We start from the raw sequence: 16447 nt of genomic DNA, 5'->3' as shown, positions 1-16447 counted from the left end.
CCCGATTAAATGGATACAAGAATGACAAAGCGACGGAATTTTTCAGACAAGTTCAAAGCTACTGTGGCGCTTGAAGCATTGCGCGGTGACAAGACGGTGCAGGAGATTGCATCGAAGCGCCAGCTTCACCCTACGCAGGTGAGCACGTGGAAACGGCAGGCAATTGAAGGCAAGGCCAACGTTTTCTCGGATAAGGTCAAAAAGGCTGAGAACAAAGACGGCGAGATCAAAGAGCTTCATGCCAAGATTGGTCAGCTGGCGGTGGAAAATGATTTTTTGTCACGAGGGCTGAATGCCGTTGCCCGGCAACGCATGTTTAATGCGTGAGAGGGGATGAGCCCGTCTGAACGCCGCCAGATGACCCGCAAGGACAACACCGACCTTAGCCTGACGCGCCAGTGTAAGCTGCTCAAAATCAGCCGGTCCTCAATCTATTACACGCCTGTTGGCTTTGATCAGGCAACGATTGATCTGATGCATGAGATTGACCGAATATTTACGAAGTATCCGTTCTTTGGCAGCCTCCAGATCGCGGCGTATCTGCCCCAATCAAGGTTCTCGGCAGGACGGCATCGCGTGCGTCGCCTGATGAGCATCATGGGACTGCAGGCCATCTACAAAGGGCCTAACACCAGCAAGAAGCACCCGCAGCATAAGATCTGGCCATACTTATTGAGAAAGCTGTCGATTACGCGGCCCAACCATGTTTGGTGCAGCGACATTACCTACATTCCAGTGAAGAACGGCTTCTTGTATCTGGTGACAATCATGGATTGGGCAACACGCAAAGTGCTGTCCTGGCGGCTGTCAAATACGTTGGATGCCTAAAAAGATACATCGCGCGTGAAGTCTTCAACATCATCGCGCAACGGCACAAACAGATCACTCAGGCTCAAATCGCGGCTTGACACTTAGGAGGGCGTCCAGGGTAGCCAATACACGGGCGCGGATTCGATCAAAACGCTGACGAAGGCCGATATCAAAATCTCTATGTATGGGCGGGGCCGCTATCTGGACAACACCTTCATCGAGCGGCTCTGGCGATCCCTGAAGCAGGAGGCAGTGTATCTGCACGAGATCAACAACGGCTTTCAAGCCAAAAAGATTATCGACGACTAGATCGGCTTTTACAACGCAGAGCGGCCTCACACCGACCTCGACAAGCGCACGCCAGACGCGGCATACTTCGAAAAAAGTGAAACACGAAAAGCGGCATGAATATAAACCAGATGCATCTTAGCAAAGCCGCAAGCCTGTACTAAAAGGCACGACCACTTCATTGGGGGCGAGCGTTGCGCGCCATTTATTTACTTGGAGATTTCAATCCTTATACTTTGCTATTTTCCGTCTGCCCAAGAAAGCTTTGCATACCTGCTCGTAAATTGCTTATCGAAGCTTTCTTGATTTGTGAAACACGCCCAGTTGTAACTCCCAAAATCTCAGCGATTTCATACACATTAAGCTCTTCAACATAATAAAGCTGCATCACCATTGCTTCGCGCTCGGATAGTTTTGCCAACTCTCCACGCAGGCCACGCTTGACCTCTTGGTTACTGAATGCCTCTTCGGGATTGGCGTCACCAGACACAAACCAAATTGAGTGTTCATCGTGGACTTCATCAATCGATTGGTGTAAATTGGCCTCGAATGCTTGATGCCATTTGCGTAGCTCTTCGACGCTAAGCTGCAACTCATTTGCGATCTCTTCATCCATCGGAGCACGTTGAAGCTTGCGCTCCAAATCCAAAGTCGCCTTGTTCACCTCTTGCTTCATCGCAATCGTGGACCGGCATAAATTTGAATTGCGCCGAAGATAATCAACGATCGCTCCACGGATGCGAATTTTTGCATAGCTGCTGAAGGTAACGCCCGCCTTCTTCACATATCTCTGGCTCGCATCAATCAATCCAAGATACCCAACTTGAACGAGATCATCGACCTCCACTGCACCTTTGACACGGCCATGAAAGTAAAACGCGATGCGCCGAACAGTCTGTAGCTCGGCCTCGATCAGGACCTCAGGCTTTGGATTTTGTTCTGAATATTGCCCACGCAGTGTCATCCCACGGTCTCCCGCTCAGAGTCTTTATCAGCAAAAAAGCGGATGCCCTCATAGGTATTCATAGGTGCCTTCAATACAGCTTGGGCCACGGCCTTAAATGCAAGCAACTCCTTATCGGGAGTGTTGTTTTCTGCTGCCAGCAATGGCTTGCGCTGCACAATGGAGCGCCGCATTGCGGCCGAAAACGGTACATGTCCTGCATAGCTCAACTCGACATCTAAAAACCTCGCTGCAATCGCATTAAATTTTTCAAAGTTACGCCGAGCATCGACGTTGTCATGTGCCATGTTGATCGCAACCGAAAAGTGACGCAGACCATGTTCAGCGTTTGCAGCTTTAATCATTGCATAAGCATCCATGAAGCTCGTTGGCTCAGCAACCACAACAACCAAAACGCGTTGTGAGGCAGCTACAAAAGACAGTGCGTTTTCACTCGCCCCTGCGGGCGCATCCGTAATCAAAATGTCAATGCTATCTTTAAGTGCATCAACATTTCGAATAAGCTGAAACCGGGCGGTATCATCAATATGCATCATGTCAATCAGCCCGCTACCGCCAGCCAATAGCTGAACACCTTGCGGGCCACGCTCAATCACTTCAACCAGAGGCACACCGCCCACCAAGGAGTCCCGAAGGGTCTTGGCAGCGTTTTTTCCCATCAAAATATGTGAGTTTGCCAAACCAAAATCTGCGTCAAATAAACATACTCGATGCCCTAGACGCGCATACATAATCGCAAGGTTAACCGCGACGCAGGTCTTCCCTACTCCCCCTTTCCCACTCGCAATTGTAATTGAATGAGTCATTCAGATGCTTCCAATTCTGCCTCAGGGGTGTTTTGATTTTCTTGCGTCAAACATCCCAAAATATATTGTTCCATTATCAAAGCACTGGCTTGGGCAAGGTTTCCAACCAAGGAGCGTGTGCCAGCCAGCCAGCCTATTTTGGCCTGACCTGTCATCACAGCTGAAAGCTCCACCAACGAGCATTCACATTCATCCAGTTTTGTCAAAACCACCTCTGGCTTGAGGTCAGCTGCAGCGTCCAAGACTTGCTCAATACGCGCAATTGATGCTCCACTGCTTTGCGCAAGAACAGTATGACAACGTTTGCCTTCAAATTTGGCTTGAAGCAGCGGCCAAAGACCTTGCAATTCCTCAAGCGAGCACGAAACATCCACAATCAAGCTTTGGCCTGCGCCGGGCACAGCCCAATCTTCTTTTCGCTCAGTGTCCCATTCGCGGACAGGCACATTAATGAGGCGTCCCAAGTGGGTTAAGAGGCCCATCCGGGATGAAGTTGCATCCTGCAAATCAATAAGCGCAATTGCGCGCTCTTCCCGCGTTTCGGAAAGCAATGCAGCGAATTTTGCAGCCAATGTTGTCTTTCCACTGCCCGACGCCCCGATGACAAACAAGACATCTGCATCAAGCGCCAAGCTGGCCTGAGAAGAAACCATCCTCTCAGCCAACAAACTGACCACATCGCTCTGTGAGATCGGTTGCTCGGCCTCCTCAAAGGAGGCCAATTCATTCAAGGCAGCGGCAAGCAAAGGAGCAGAAATTCCGTTCCGAAGCAGGTCTTGGCCCACATAATGGGTGTGATTGTTGGAAGGCAACCGAGACTCCATTGGGTCCAGACCTAAGGCTTTTTCTAAGCGCCGTAGTCGCGTTTCAACGGAAGGCTCTTGCTCAGCAAAGTTCACAGCTTCATGTGTGTGTTCTGTCTCCAAAGCTGTTGGTTCGGCCTCTTGTGCAACGTCCTGAGCCTTGATAGTTTCTGACGGCTCAGGCGGTTTGTCCAATAAGTCGTTTAAGGGTCGCAACAGATCGGCTGGCTGTTTGGTTGCCTCTTTGGACTGTTTTTCGCTCAACCAGCGTGGTAGCCTAATTGTATCAGTGTGTTCAATGTCGGTAAGTTCTTTTGCACCAAAAGCATTTCCTAAACGGGCACCTGATGGCTCAGCATTTACGCGTTCTCCGGAAATGGCCACAAGCTTAGGGCGCTCCGACGCCCTAGACCGAGGTGCGCCTTCATTCACAGTTACAGACACACGCGGCCCAGCCCCCCCAAAAAATTGATGCTCAAGCTCATCTTCAAATACGGTTTGAACGGCACTTGCCCGTTTTGGAACAGCGTTCATTGGATCATTCGTCGCCTTAATTTGGATCATCCCATCTTGTTGACACGTAGACAAAATATAAGCGCCGTCGCCCAATCGGCGTATAACTTCGTCCATTGCAAGGGCGCTATCAGGCGCCATAACTGTAATTGTTGGCATAGTTTAATACCTCAGACGGTTTCAGGTTCAGTTTGAAGCTCAGAGGCAACCGCTGATGGATTGCCCTCCGCGCCAAGAGCATCAAAGCTGCCAATCGAGGCATAGACTTCAACACGGCGATTTTCGGGGAGTTCGGTAAAGCTCAAAATTATCATATCTGGTATATGCGCGCGCACAAAATCTGAAAACACACGGCGGATTTGCGGGGCGACCACCATAATAGTCGGGCGCCCTGCAGCGCTCAGTTTTTCGCTGCTGTCGTTGATAGACCGCATCAACTGTTCCGCCAGACTGCCTTCGAGCACAAGACCGTCTTCTCCGTTTTGGCGCACGGTTCGCAACATCAATTGCTCAAGCTCAGGCGTGAGTGTCATCAAAGGCAGCACGGTTCCCAAAGGCGACACTTGCTGGATAAGTAAGGGTACCAACTTAGGGCGTAATGCCTCCGCCATTTCGTTTGGGCCCATGTTGGGGCCGACAAGGTTTGACAGTCCTTCCAAGATCCGGCGCAAGTCAGAGATTGGAATCCGCTCAGACAACAAGCGGCGCAGAACAAGCGTGAGCACATGTAAAGGCACCAGCTTTGGTACGATAGATTTAACCAGGTTAGGGCTCGCTTCCCCCAATTGATCAAGCAGCGCCTGAACATCATCTTGGCCGATCAAATCAGCGGCGTGTTTGTTTAGCAATTGGCTAAGATGCGTTGAGATAACGGAGTCAGGTTCGATCACCACGTAGTCGTTGGCTTCGGCTTCGGCCTGTTGCTGTGGCCTAATCCAAACAGCGTCCATTCCAAACGAGGGGTCCTTCACCTCGATGCCTTCGATTTTCACTAGGGATCCATCACCCGGCAAAGCAAGCTTGCGGTCGGGGTAAGCAACATCTTCACCAACAATCGTCTGACCAATCCGAATGCGATACTGGTTTGGTTCAAGCGCAAGATCATCACGAATACGCACACCAGGGATAACAAAACCCAAACCCCGCGACACTTCACGCCTTATCCCTGTGATGCGACTTACCAATGGGCCTGACTGTTCTTCATCAACAAGGCTGATAAGCCCATACCCAAGCTGCATAGAAACCGCAGAATAATCTGTCACATCGGCCAACAACACAGTCTCAGAGTCTGTGGCCTCCTCCGCGCCACCATCTTGCGCTTCCAAGTCGGCCTCTGCTTCGCTCAAGTCTTCTGACTTGCGCGCAAAATATGCTGCCGCGGCCGCAGCCGCCGCAAACAACATGAACAATTGGTTCGGCATCCCGGGCACTAGGCCAAGAATAAAAATAACAGCTGCTGTAGGAGTCCAAGCACGCGACAAGTTTACCTGACCACCAATATGTTGGGCCATATCCTGAGTTGAAGACACGCGAGTCACGATGATCGCAGTGGCAATCGAAAGCAGCAGCGACGGAATTTGCGCAACCAAACCATCCCCGATGGAGAGCAAAATATAGGATTGTGCAGCATCAGCCACAGCCATTTGGTGCTGTGCAACACCAATAATGAGGCCGCCAACAATATTGATCGCCAAAATCAACAAACCAGCTATCGCATCACCCTTCACAAACTTGGAGGCACCATCCATCGAGCCATAGAAGTCGGCCTCATCCGCCACTTCCTGACGGCGCGCCGTGGCCTCTTCTGGCGTCATAATTCCGGCGTTCAGGTCTGCATCAATCGCCATTTGCTTGCCTGGCATAGCGTCCAAGGTGAAGCGCGCAGAAACTTCAGAGACGCGGCCTGCACCCTTGGTGATAACCACAAGGTTGATGATCACAAGAATAATAAAGACAAAAATACCAACAGCATAGTTTCCCGCTACAACAAACTCGCCAAAAGCCTTTATGACCTGCCCTGCCGCATCTGCGCCAGTGTGCCCTTCGCTCAGAACCACGCGTGTGGATGCAACATTCAAGGCCAGACGCAAGACAGTTGCGATCAAAATAAGGTTAGGGAATGATGAAAAATCTAACGGACGATGCGTGTGCAATGCAACCATAAGGATCAAAAGCGAAAGCACGATGTTAACCACAAAGAACGTGTCGAGTAAAAAGACAGGCAAAGGCAATACCATCATGGCGACCAAGACCAAGATACCAATGGGAAGCACAGAACTCCCCAGGGCTGCCTTAAAGTCGTCTACGAGTGCGGCGTTGCGTGTCAAATCCATGACAGCCCCCTCCCGTCAAAAAGCCGACAGATATGGCGCGCAACCGCACCCTGAAAACCATAAAAAGGCTTTATTTTCATCCTATCTGTCAAAACCAATCGCCTTGCTTGTTCTGCGGTATGAACCTCTGTCGCATCAGGTATGCAAAGCTTATGCCAACTAGTGTCTCCTAAGCCAAAGAACACTCTGAGCGATGGGTAAACGCTAAGCTGGCACAATTCCTGCAAAGACTGGGCCACGACCACTTTACAGGAGCCGCCCAATGCACAGCCTTCACCAACCACACACCCGCCGCCATCTACGCAAGCTTGCATGTTTGGGTCTTGTCGCCGGCCTTCTATCAGGCTGCCAGATGACGCTTGATAACATGCTGAGCCCCGGCGCCGGGAAACCCGCGGCACAGTTGACTTCAGAATCTCAGTCACGTGAACTTGGGCACACACGGCAGGTTTTGAACGTCGCAACCGTCAAAACAGCACCCACTCCAACAATTTCCTCTGTGGGTTACTCTGTGATCTCTTCACAACCTGGCAAAACGCTCAACCAGCGTAGATTGATGGCGATACGAGCCGCTCGCATGGACGCAATGCGCGCACTTGCCGAGCAGATCCATGGCCTCACGATTGAGAGTGAGACACAGCTCTCAGAAAGCGTACTACAATCCGATACCATGCGAGCAAGCGTTGCAGGCGCCATTCGCGGGGCGCGGACAGTTAAGATTGAGCCCAAGGGCGCCGATACATACGCTGTTCACCTTGAGATTGACCGTGCAACGGTTGCCCAAGTTCTCAAAGCTCACCGCCGGTTCTAAAAATGCTTCGAGTTAAGCTCTCATTAACCTTAAAGTTCGCAGCGTTCTGTTTTGCGACATTGGGTGGAATTGACCATATGCAATTGGCGCATGCTGGCGTGATAACAGTTGAGACTACAGGACAGGCTGTGGCAACAGGCGCCGCGTCGGATACGCAGCTTGAACGCCAAGCACTGCAACAAGCGCTATACCTAGCGGCGTTGAAAGGCGGAGCCAAGGTAAATGGCTATACAGCAGTATCGAAATCGGTGATGACAAGTGATGTGCTGCTGGTGCGCCCAGATGCCAAGATACTGGATTACACCGTACTCGGTGCCGAGACTAACTCAAAAACATCAACTGTCAAAATCCGCGCGATTGTAGGGGAGCTTGATGCGCCTGCCCTTTGCGAGCGGCGGGCAGATTTAACCATCGCACTTTTTCCACCGACACTAAATGTTGATCACCAGGCACCCCCATGGTTGATGGCCCTCAGAGGGCCAACAACCGAAACCTTAATGAACAGTTTGATGGCGCAGGACAACGTTAATGTACGGCTTCAAAACCAAGTCACAGCCACCACTAACAGCACCTTATCGTCAGAATTTAACTATGCTTCCCTCACCCAAGGCGTATCTGCACAAGCAAAAACAACCGCCAAAAGCCTGGCGTTACGCCCTCACATCAAAGTTCATGCCGTTAGTACAACGGTTATGACAAACCTTTTGCCTGTCACACTCACCGTTTTTCTCGACAGCGGATTAAGTGACGTCCCACCGTTATCAGCCAAACGCAGTTTGGTACTGCCGCTTCAACCACGTAGCGCAATCGCGGCATTGGCCAAGAGTGCGAGCAATCCGCGCAAAGACACAACCGACGCTATTGCTGAAAGTCTGAGTGAAATGGCAAAAGACTTGCTAACAGAACGCGCCTGTCAGCCCCTAGCTGCTCGTCTTGAGGCGCAGAATGACGCGCTGGTTCTGCCGTTCGGCCTTAATGATGGCCTTACCAAGTTTCACCTTGCCTATACCGAGGGCGATGACACTGCCTACGAAATACTCGAGATTGTTGCTCTCACCCCTCATAGCTCTACACTGCGGCCACTTGATAGCACGCGCAAAAACATCGAGCTTGCAGGGAAGCGTGTAAAATTCATGGAGCTAAAGCAATGAGGCTCACAAATATTCGCAGATCAAAAAGCCTGACGGGCTTGGTCTTCACGTTGATGCCCTTCACTGCATTAGCCAGTGATGTGGTGACAGGCGCAGATATCAAAGCGGCAATCCTGACTGAGCTGGCCCAACATAATATCACCTCTGATCCCCAAGTTTCAGAAAGGCGCCGATATTTCAGCTGCTCAAGCCCTCTTCAGGTCACACCAAAATTCGATGACAGCTGGGAGACCGCCAGAGTTGCCTGCCCTGAAAAGGGCCGGGATTGGCACATCATTGTACGCACGGGACAAGTCAGCCCACAAGCTGCCGTTTCGCCTGACAAGACAGCCCAAACTGGACCCGAAGTCGTAGTGCTGCTCGCAAGTGTCAAAAAAGGCGCTGTTATAACCGACGATATTGTGGCACTCACAAAACTGTCCTCGGGCCAAAGGGTGGGCGGTTTCTTTCGTCCTGAAGATGTTATCGGCCGTCGCGCCAAACAAAACCTGAGCGCGATGCAACCCATCAAGGCGCGCCACCTGGAACATCTGTGGACTCTGGAAGTTGGTCAGCCTGTAAACATTGTCCAAAAAGTAGGTGGCTTTGAGGTATCCAGCGTTGGAGAAGTACTTGAAAACGCCCAAATTGGTGATATCATCGAAGTTATAAACACCCGTTCTGGCAGAAAAATCAGTGCCTTAGTCGAAAATTCAAAAAAAGTTACGCCGATTGCTAATATTAACTGATATCAGGTCGTTAAGTATTTATCAGGAGGATGTCATGGTTGACTCAATTAAACAAAATGTAAGGCAAATGGTAGCACCGGCGCCGCAAGACGCCAATACTGCCTCCAGTCGTTCAGCCGTTGCGAGCATGGGCGCAGTGCCCGATGCTCCAAAGGCAGCAGAAGATAGCCAGGTTTCAGTAAAGGCATCAGTGTCTGCACTTGCGCAAACACCGCCAATAAATATGGAAGCCGTATCGCGTATTAAACAAGCGATCGCAGACGGGAAATATCCGATAAATCTCGATTTGGTATCAGAGCGCCTGATGGAAAGCTACATCGAGATGAAAGGGTGATGGTCAATAAACTGAGCAAAAGGGCCGCATAATGCAGCTTGAAAAAGCTCTTGTCCGTCTCCAAAAACTACTAGAAGACGCAAGCCTCTCCTCGGGAGACCCCGCCGTGTTGTCTGAGAACTGGCAGGAAATACAGACGTTGTTGTCAGACGGTCTGGCGCCTGCTCTCACGGGTGGAGCTGCTCTGCCTTTAGGTGCAGAAAAAAAATCCGAAATCGAAAAATTAATCACTAACATCGCGTCTTTGGAACAGAATTTGCAGTTGAAGCGTCAAGCGCTTGCAGCCTTCGTTCCACAAAAACAGGACGATTAGAGAGGTTAATCAAGCGCTCTACTACAGGAGCAAGCCAATGATGACCCAAGCCTTACTGACACAAGACACTTTCCTTATCGTAGCCTTTGCAGTTACGCTAACCTTTCTAAACGTGTTGGTATCATTAGGACTTTATGGTCGTCTCAATAAAAGCATCGCAAAAACCCACGTGCAGACAGAACAAACTGTGGGTTGTGCCGTCAACACTTTGCGCAACGAAATCAAATCTATCAGCACGAGACAATTGAAAGAAGAGCATGTAAAAGTAGAGCCCGTTGTCAGACCAGCGCAGAAGAGCTTTGAGGAGGCGATCGCACTTGCAGAACTAGGGGTGAGCTCTGAGAACATCGCGCGTGAGACAGGCCTTTCTGCAATTGATATCAGCGCCATCGTCCGCTTTCATTCAAAAAAGTCACCTGATCCCGCAAATCCCCTCACCTAAGCTGAAGATCACTCAGAAACAGAGGATGCTGTTGGTTGCGAGAACAATGAAGCACTGAAAGCATCTGCTGCTTTCGTCTGAGCCGCAATTAATGCGTCAGGCTCAAGTTGGTCAGATAAATCCGCGCTACCAGCAGCACCACCATGGATGCCAAGCGCTTGCGCGATGGAATACCAAATATATGCCTGCTCTAAGTTAGGCTCTTCCAAAAACTCGGCATTCAAACGCGCATATTTCATAATCGCAGAGCGCTCTGACGCCTCCAACTGCCCTTCAAGACGCTCGAGCAACCGGTTATAAACCCCCTCGCGCGCTTCAACTGGTAGAAAATCTGATAACTCAGATACCAACGCTTTCGCTCTTCGCTCGCTACCCAAATCAGACAATACAGCCCAGTAATATGCTTCAAGATAGTTGCGAGGCTGCCCCAAACCCGCTTTTAGCAACAAGGCCATGTTAAATTGCGCATCTGCGGCTCCATGCTCGGCAAGTGGGCGAAAACCCTCAATGGCTTCGGAGTAGTTATGCGCGTGCACCGCCTCCACCGCCAGATCAAACGCGGCATCTGTGTCTTCGTCCATCGCAAATGCAGGTTCAGGTGCGCTCAGGCATAAGAGGAAAGCTAAAGCACCATTTCGAAAAAATATAGCCGACATAGTCACTTTCCAGCCACCATCACCAGCTGAAGATACAGAACGCGCGACTTAAACTTTGATCCTGGCTGTTGCTCATAAACCACTATCTTCGGCCGATCAGCTACCGACTTTGTGACTTCTATCAGCATGGTTGACGGTAAATGCACACCACCATCTTCCAGCGCGACCAAAGGCCTTGTGCTGAAGTGGTGCTCAAATTCTGGGTCAAGCCAAGCACGGGCCAGAGCCCTGCCCAGAATATCTGGTAGTTGCTTACGCACCTCTTCACGATTATGAAGCGTTACATCTTCGCCAGCCAATAAAGGCTGAGCGCGAAGGCGCGAGCCATGCTTTGCCAAAGTGTTCTTCGTGCCTGAAACGGGCACCAAAGCTGTCGATTTTCCAGGTGTCATTGTTCGCTCTCTGCCGTCCCCAAACTAAAGTAGACTTGAGTAACAGTTACATGTTAGCATATTAATATAACGCAGTTAAATACCTCCAAAAAATTATTTTTTACTTCTCAAAACAACAAATATCATTAGAAATTTAAGTATATAATAGTTAGATTTTTTTCAAAGATAGCTAAAATCCAATTGTCATACGGACCTCAAACTATGCCCCAAGAGTTACGCTCGGCTACCTCTAAGATTATAGTCGGGACAGCTCCCGCAACTCAGCAAATGAAGCGCTTGATAGAAACCATAGCACCCTCTTTTGGGCCAGTTTTGGTAACTGGCCCCACAGGAGCTGGCAAAGAGCTTGTTGCGCAGGCATTGCATGAAGACAGTGGGCGCACCGGCAAACTTGTAGCTGTGAATTGTGCCGCGATCCCAGCAGAACTGATGGAATCTGAACTGTTTGGATATGAAAAAGGTGCATTCACAGGTGCCGATAGACGGCGTACTGGAAGATTTGAACAGTCACACGACGGCACTCTATTTCTAGATGAAATAGGTGACATGCCCCTAAGTCTACAGACTAAGCTTCTGCGTGTTCTTGAAAACCACACAGTGCAGCGCGTCGGGGGGAATGATGATGTGAAACTTAATCTCAGACTGGTCTGCGCAACGCATAAAAACCTATTGGACATGGTAGAAGCCGGAAGCTTTCGCGCTGATCTTTTTTATCGTCTAAATGTTTTTCCAATTGTGGTTCCAGCTCTCGCTGACCGAACTGAAGATATTATTCTTCTGCTCAATGCATTGGTCTCCAAAAGGTACGCGCGTGACGCATCGTGTAAGCCACCAATTTTTTCTGATAGCGCCCAAAAAGCTCTGTTGTCTTACAATTGGCCAGGCAACGTGCGAGAGTTGCGCAATGTTATCGAACGGGCTTTCGCCTTGTTTGATGGCCGCGAGGTAACCGGGCAACATGTGCGTGAAAACCTGCTCTCTCTACGTCTCCCAAGCGAGCTCGTGCCTGCCGAGCAAGATTCTCTATGGGAAGCAACAAGCGACTTGTTCGGAAACCCAAGCCCCGAATTTGCAGATTTCATGACAGAGCCGCCAAAACCAGAAGACTATAAACCCTGGTTTTCGCACTATGACGATATAGATTTGCGCGGGCACCTGCGCGACATTGAAGTCGTTTTAATTGAAGCGGCTCTCAGCGTCACCGACGGAATGGTCAGCCACGCAGCTGACAAGCTTGGCATTGGGCGCACAACCTTGATTGAAAAAATGAAAAAGCTGGTGATCGATAAAAAACAAGACGCTTGATTGAATCAAACACCTCACCTCAATCAGACTTGTTCCAAGCGTCCATCATGGTGGTGATATATTCCCCTGTAGACTTCAACTGCGTGACCATCTGCTCCATTTTGGCAAATCGCTTTAATTCACGCGCTTCCAGCACCACAGCACGTTCATCCAAGTCAGACAAAGCCTCGGTATACTCAGTCGCTTTTTCTCTAAAATAGGTCTCTTTGGCCGAGATCTCGCCTTGCTTTCCCAATACATCCTCGAAATAATTGGATAACTTATCAACAAGCGAGACACCTATATAGACTTGGCTGTCCAAGGGTACGCCCTCTAAAACCTTAATTGTGATACCGTCAAAATCACCCGTCAAGCGGTAGAATTCCAGTTGGCCCTCACTATTGGTGCGCGAAGACAAAGCCTGTCCGTTTATCGTGGCAGCTTCAATATCAGAATCATAAACAAAATTATAAACGCCTTCTGGGGGCTGCGACTTGAGGCCAAAGCTAAGGCTCAAATTGCTCTGCTCGATTGTATTTAGAGATTGATAAACAGCCTGAAATTTTTCAGGAGCATTTTCAAACATATAGTTCAGACGTTCTTCATCCAAACTCAAAGTTCCATCCAGCTCAGTCCGCACACCAATTTCAGAAAGATATAGCGGCTCACTGCCAAATCCGTTCAGAGGCGCAGTCGTCAGAGCCGAAAGCTCCCGCTTAATTGCCGCAATACCCGCATCTCCCACCAAGGCGCCTGGGGCAGCGCCATTGAGGCCCCGTGCTGTCGCCGTATCCAGATAACTGCGCAAAGTGTTAATATCGGAGACCAAAGCCTGCAGTTGCGCCGTTGCGCCGACCCTGTCTTGTATGATGTTCAAGTTTACCGCACTGCTCGTCACCGATGCAAGCGTCAGCTCAATGCCTGGCATAATGTCGCTCAAACTGTTGCTAGGGCGCTCCAGCGTGATGCCGTTCAGCACGATTTTTGCGTTACTAGCAGCCGTTACCTCGTTTGTGCCATCCGTTGTGTCAAAATCAACTGGTCCACCCGTTGACGCGGTGAAACGCAAGGCGTTTTCCTTGCCCATCTTCGACACCACACTTAACGAGAATGTCCCATTCCCTTTATCAACAACTTGGGCCGTTATGCCATCAAGCCCATCAAGCTCTGCTGCCAGATCACTCAAGGTGCTCGAACTGCTTAATGTAATGATACGTGAGTCCAGATCGCCGTTAGCGCTGAAAGTGCCATTCTCCCAGACGCCAACCTCCACTGTTAATGTACCTGCGCTCAGAGTGGCGTCCGCCGCGCTATAGCCGCTAAACTCCAACACCTGGACACTGGCCAACTGCGTCACGCCAATCTGCGTAACACCAGGGCTCAACGCACTGCTATCCGTCACTGTCATCGACACAGCGTCGTTAGAACTCTGTAGTTTAAATAGCCCCCCTGTGCCCGCACTTTGGAGCCCAGTCTGCAAGGCGCTCATCCGCGAACGCATCATGCCCACTTCTGATACAGAAAGGTCATTGGCGCTTGATTTATCGTTCACAAGCGCCTTCGCAGGCTCAATTTCAGCATCAACAATACTTCCCACCAATTGCGTAATGTTGAGGCCCGAACCTTTTGAATTGAGCGTGCTTAGATAATCTACCGTCATCGCTTTCGTCTCCTTCCTCACCATATCATCTTAAACGACGCGAATATCGATCTGTTAAGAACGTCAGTATTAATAGCTGATCTCAATTTCAATCCGGCGGTTCTTTTCGCGTCCTTCAGGGGTAGCATTGCTCTCCAAAGGAGCTGTTTCGCCTAAGCTAACCGCTTTCATTTTTCCGGGGGCCACAAGACCGGTCGCTTGCATCGATTGGACAACACTCGCCGCACGCGCCGCGGCCAAATCCCAGTTATCACGGAACAAAGCTCCATCTGAAATCGGCACATCATCTGTATGTCCCGTTACAGTGACTTCGCTGTCCCCCTCCATCGAAGCAAATGCAACGCGGCTCAAAATTTCATTTGCAGCTTGTGTGAGATCAGCTGAACCCGAAGGAAACGCTCCCCCCGCACCAACAGTCACAAAGACTGAGCCTTCACGCTGCTCAACTGTAACCAAGCCTTGAGAAATCTCTTCGACAAGCGCGATAGCCAAGCGATCTTGAGTTAAGGTAGCACTTTGTATCGCCGCTTGCTCTTGCTGTTGCTCGACAATTGTTTGCTCTGATGGGCCAGTACTGTCACGGTCGGCACTCGCAGCTTCGGATAATTCCTTAAGCTGCTGCTCCAACCCTCCAAACAATACCTCACTCTCAGCCTGTCCGCTTGCATTGCGTGCTTCAGCCAAAGCCGCAAGTGTATCCTCAAGCAAACTTGGCAAGTCTTTTTCCTTGATGCTATCCGATGGGAAGTTGATCACAACGTTCTCGCCCATCATTTCAACAGAGACATCGCCACTGGCAATAGCTTCTTTCAACGCTTCACCAAGCTCAGCGGCGTTCATTTCTGCAGCCGTTTTTTGCCCCTCTGTCTCCCCAGCGTTGCCAGAGCCTTCCTGCTGACCGAAATCATCATTCTTATCGCCATCCACGGCATCTTCTTGCTTACTATCAACCTGGACTTCAGGCTTCTGCACCTCAGTGGTTTCCTGTGTCATTTCTTGTGTCACCGAAGGGCTCGGTGAGGGGCTAAACTCCATAGAAATAACGGTTGTTCCTTTGGGTTGTTCGACCACAGGCACAACTTTTTGAACACCAAAAGCGTTTTTCAAAGAGCCTGAAATCATTTTAAACTTCGGTGTGTTAAACTCAGCAAAAGACAAGATCAAAACAAAGAACGCCATCAACAAAGTCGCCATGTCGGCAAATGTTGCCATCCACGCGGGCGCCCCGACTGGAGGACACTTTGGGCATTCTTCCTCTTCCTGTTCTGTTTCCATATCGACTGCGTCGGCCATGGTTTACTCCTTAAAAGCTCAGCATTTCAAACTCTCGACGGCACTGGTTAAGCAGCTTCAAGTTTAGCTTGCAGCTTTGGTGGCAGGTTTGCTGCCATCTGGTCTTGAATGTTTCGTGGGCTTTCGCTGCGCGCGATCCCGCGCAATCCCTCAATCACCATTTGCCGGTAAGTTACTTCGTAAGCGGTGTAACCTTCGAGCTTGGTCTGCATGGGCATAAACAGCACGTTCGCAATGAACGCGCCGTATAGCGTAGTCAACAAAGCAACCGCCATCGCCGGACCAATAGCTTTGGGGTCGGCCATGTTTCCCAGCATCAAAACTAGGCCCACCAGTGTTCCAATCATTCCCATCGCTGGGGCAAGGTCAATCCAGGCCTTGATACACCCCTGATTTTGCTCATGACGCACTTTCATCGACTTAATCTCTTGATTGAGCTGTTTAACAAGCTTGCCCTCATCCGCGCCATCAACCAACATTTGAAGGCCTTTCTCAAAGAATTTGTCCGGAACTTGTTGCCCCTCCAGCGCCATCATACCGTCCTTGCGCGCGATAGTAGCAAGCTCGATCATGCGCTCGATCATTTCGTCCATTTTCTTCACAGGCGGCAAGAATGTTTTCGCCATAGCTCCAAAGCTACCCAAAAAAACAGGTAACGGTGCTGTATACATTGCCGCAAAAAAAGTGCCCCCAAACACGATGAGAATTGATGGCACATCAATAAATGCGCCAAGCCCCCCACCCGACAGCATCGCGCCGACAATCATGCCAATCGCGCCAATAAGTCCAATCAGTGATGCCAGATCCATAAACTGTGCCTTTTCGTCAAATTCTTAAGATTACTGTCAACTTTCATGCCAACTTGC

The 16447-nt window shown here is 50.1% G+C and carries 16 protein-coding genes and 1 pseudogene; 8 read left to right on the top strand and 9 right to left on the bottom strand.

Annotated elements, in window-relative coordinates; genetic code table 11:
• The first annotated feature begins 21 nt into the window (after positions 1–21).
• Positions 22–1218 (top strand): annotated as a pseudogene (locus IMCC12053_RS15655) (IS3 family transposase).
• Positions 1219–1327: 109 nt separating this feature from the next.
• On the opposite strand, the gene IMCC12053_RS00760 reads toward IMCC12053_RS15655, so the two are convergent.
• Genes IMCC12053_RS00760 through flhA form a run of 4 tightly spaced genes read right to left on the bottom strand, consistent with a single transcriptional unit; the run spans position 1328 to position 6517 of the window.
• Positions 1328–2062 (bottom strand): sigma-70 family RNA polymerase sigma factor, encoded by a 735-nt coding sequence (locus IMCC12053_RS00760; protein WP_062214810.1) that lies wholly within the window; start codon positions 2060–2062, stop codon positions 1328–1330.
• Positions 2059–2868, bottom strand: a complete 810-nt coding sequence (locus IMCC12053_RS00755) for a P-loop NTPase (RefSeq protein ID WP_082388993.1) — start codon at positions 2866–2868, stop codon at positions 2059–2061. The genes IMCC12053_RS00760 and IMCC12053_RS00755 overlap by 4 nt, the downstream gene beginning before the upstream one ends.
• Positions 2865–4343, bottom strand: coding sequence for an AAA family ATPase (locus tag IMCC12053_RS00750; protein ID WP_156320721.1), 1479 nt, complete (start codon positions 4341–4343; stop codon positions 2865–2867). Before IMCC12053_RS00750 ends, IMCC12053_RS00755 begins: the two co-directional genes overlap by 4 nt.
• An 11-nt stretch (positions 4344–4354) precedes the next feature.
• On the bottom strand, positions 4355–6517 hold the full coding sequence (flhA, locus tag IMCC12053_RS00745; RefSeq protein ID WP_082388992.1) for a flagellar biosynthesis protein FlhA: 2163 nt from the start codon (positions 6515–6517) through the stop codon (positions 4355–4357).
• 262 nt (positions 6518–6779) lie between these two features.
• Here flhA and IMCC12053_RS16120 point away from each other — a divergent pair, with 262 nt between their 5' ends.
• Genes IMCC12053_RS16120 through IMCC12053_RS00715 form a run of 6 tightly spaced genes read left to right on the top strand, consistent with a single transcriptional unit; the run spans position 6780 to position 10296 of the window.
• A complete protein-coding gene (locus IMCC12053_RS16120; RefSeq protein ID WP_062214803.1) occupies positions 6780–7328 on the top strand; it encodes an LPP20 family lipoprotein in 549 nt (182 codons plus the stop codon).
• Positions 7329–7330: 2 nt separating this feature from the next.
• Positions 7331–8479, top strand: coding sequence for a hypothetical protein (locus IMCC12053_RS00735; protein ID WP_156320719.1), 1149 nt, complete (start codon positions 7331–7333; stop codon positions 8477–8479).
• Entirely contained in the window at positions 8476–9207 is a 732-nt protein-coding gene (gene flgA / locus IMCC12053_RS00730) for a flagellar basal body P-ring formation chaperone FlgA (RefSeq protein ID WP_062214799.1), read from the top strand. Before IMCC12053_RS00735 ends, flgA begins: the two co-directional genes overlap by 4 nt.
• 34 nt (positions 9208–9241) lie before the next feature.
• Entirely contained in the window at positions 9242–9541 is a 300-nt protein-coding gene (flgM, locus tag IMCC12053_RS00725) for a flagellar biosynthesis anti-sigma factor FlgM (RefSeq protein WP_062214797.1), read from the top strand.
• 31 nt (positions 9542–9572) lie between these two features.
• Positions 9573–9854 carry a hypothetical protein gene (locus IMCC12053_RS00720; protein WP_062214795.1) on the top strand — a complete coding sequence of 94 codons (282 nt, stop codon included), beginning with the start codon at positions 9573–9575 and terminating at the stop codon, positions 9852–9854.
• 37 nt (positions 9855–9891) lie between these two features.
• On the top strand, positions 9892–10296 hold the full coding sequence (locus tag IMCC12053_RS00715) for a hypothetical protein (RefSeq protein ID WP_062214793.1): 405 nt from the start codon (positions 9892–9894) through the stop codon (positions 10294–10296).
• An 8-nt stretch (positions 10297–10304) separates the two neighbouring features.
• Here the strand turns inward: IMCC12053_RS00715 and IMCC12053_RS00710 are convergent, their stop codons facing one another.
• Together IMCC12053_RS00710 and IMCC12053_RS00705 are read right to left on the bottom strand one after the other, a co-directional pair.
• A complete protein-coding gene (locus IMCC12053_RS00710; RefSeq protein ID WP_156320718.1) occupies positions 10305–10952 on the bottom strand; it encodes a sel1 repeat family protein in 648 nt (215 codons plus the stop codon).
• 2 nt (positions 10953–10954) lie between these two features.
• Positions 10955–11344 (bottom strand): hypothetical protein, encoded by a 390-nt coding sequence (locus IMCC12053_RS00705; protein ID WP_205623923.1) that lies wholly within the window; start codon positions 11342–11344, stop codon positions 10955–10957.
• A 201-nt stretch (positions 11345–11545) separates the two neighbouring features.
• Between IMCC12053_RS00705 and IMCC12053_RS00700 the strand changes: the two genes are divergently transcribed.
• Positions 11546–12649 (top strand): sigma-54 interaction domain-containing protein, encoded by a 1104-nt coding sequence (locus tag IMCC12053_RS00700; protein ID WP_062214789.1) that lies wholly within the window; start codon positions 11546–11548, stop codon positions 12647–12649.
• A 19-nt stretch (positions 12650–12668) separates the two neighbouring features.
• Here IMCC12053_RS00700 and fliD read toward each other — a convergent pair whose 3' ends face one another.
• From fliD to IMCC12053_RS00685, 3 genes are all read right to left on the bottom strand, one after another.
• Positions 12669–14288, bottom strand: a complete 1620-nt coding sequence (fliD, locus tag IMCC12053_RS00695; protein WP_062214787.1) for a flagellar filament capping protein FliD — start codon at positions 14286–14288, stop codon at positions 12669–12671.
• A 69-nt stretch (positions 14289–14357) separates the two neighbouring features.
• Positions 14358–15581 carry an OmpA family protein gene (locus IMCC12053_RS00690; protein WP_062214785.1) on the bottom strand — a complete coding sequence of 408 codons (1224 nt, stop codon included), beginning with the start codon at positions 15579–15581 and terminating at the stop codon, positions 14358–14360.
• Positions 15582–15628: 47 nt separating this feature from the next.
• Positions 15629–16390, bottom strand: a complete 762-nt coding sequence (locus IMCC12053_RS00685) for a motility protein A (protein WP_062214783.1) — start codon at positions 16388–16390, stop codon at positions 15629–15631.
• Positions 16391–16447 lie beyond the last annotated feature (57 nt).

The sequence above is a fragment of the Celeribacter marinus genome (genome assembly GCF_001308265.1).
GTDB lineage: Bacteria > Pseudomonadota > Alphaproteobacteria > Rhodobacterales > Rhodobacteraceae > Celeribacter > Celeribacter marinus.
The sequence above is the reverse complement of the archived record's forward strand: the minus strand, read 5'-3'. Positions and strand labels throughout refer to the sequence as shown.

Excerpts from the sequence above, each read along its gene's own strand:
- IMCC12053_RS00760 (WP_062214810.1), bottom strand. The coding sequence starts at position 2,062 with ATGACACTGCGTGGGCAATATTCAGAACAAAATCCAAAGCCTGAGGTC.
- IMCC12053_RS00755 (WP_082388993.1), bottom strand. The coding sequence starts at position 2,868 with ATGACTCATTCAATTACAATTGCGAGTGGGAAAGGGGGAGTAGGGAAG.
- IMCC12053_RS00750 (WP_156320721.1), bottom strand. The coding sequence starts at position 4,343 with ATGCCAACAATTACAGTTATGGCGCCTGATAGCGCCCTTGCAATGGAC.
- flhA (WP_082388992.1), bottom strand. The coding sequence starts at position 6,517 with ATGGATTTGACACGCAACGCCGCACTCGTAGACGACTTTAAGGCAGCC.
- IMCC12053_RS16120 (WP_062214803.1), top strand. The coding sequence starts at position 6,780 with ATGCACAGCCTTCACCAACCACACACCCGCCGCCATCTACGCAAGCTT.
- IMCC12053_RS00735 (WP_156320719.1), top strand. The coding sequence starts at position 7,331 with ATGCTTCGAGTTAAGCTCTCATTAACCTTAAAGTTCGCAGCGTTCTGT.
- flgA (WP_062214799.1), top strand. The coding sequence starts at position 8,476 with ATGAGGCTCACAAATATTCGCAGATCAAAAAGCCTGACGGGCTTGGTC.
- flgM (WP_062214797.1), top strand. The coding sequence starts at position 9,242 with ATGGTTGACTCAATTAAACAAAATGTAAGGCAAATGGTAGCACCGGCG.
- IMCC12053_RS00720 (WP_062214795.1), top strand. The coding sequence starts at position 9,573 with ATGCAGCTTGAAAAAGCTCTTGTCCGTCTCCAAAAACTACTAGAAGAC.
- IMCC12053_RS00715 (WP_062214793.1), top strand. The coding sequence starts at position 9,892 with ATGATGACCCAAGCCTTACTGACACAAGACACTTTCCTTATCGTAGCC.
- IMCC12053_RS00710 (WP_156320718.1), bottom strand. The coding sequence starts at position 10,952 with ATGTCGGCTATATTTTTTCGAAATGGTGCTTTAGCTTTCCTCTTATGC.
- IMCC12053_RS00705 (WP_205623923.1), bottom strand. The coding sequence starts at position 11,344 with ATGACACCTGGAAAATCGACAGCTTTGGTGCCCGTTTCAGGCACGAAG.
- IMCC12053_RS00700 (WP_062214789.1), top strand. The coding sequence starts at position 11,546 with ATGCCCCAAGAGTTACGCTCGGCTACCTCTAAGATTATAGTCGGGACA.
- fliD (WP_062214787.1), bottom strand. The coding sequence starts at position 14,288 with ATGACGGTAGATTATCTAAGCACGCTCAATTCAAAAGGTTCGGGCCTC.
- IMCC12053_RS00690 (WP_062214785.1), bottom strand. The coding sequence starts at position 15,581 with ATGGCCGACGCAGTCGATATGGAAACAGAACAGGAAGAGGAAGAATGC.
- IMCC12053_RS00685 (WP_062214783.1), bottom strand. The coding sequence starts at position 16,390 with ATGGATCTGGCATCACTGATTGGACTTATTGGCGCGATTGGCATGATT.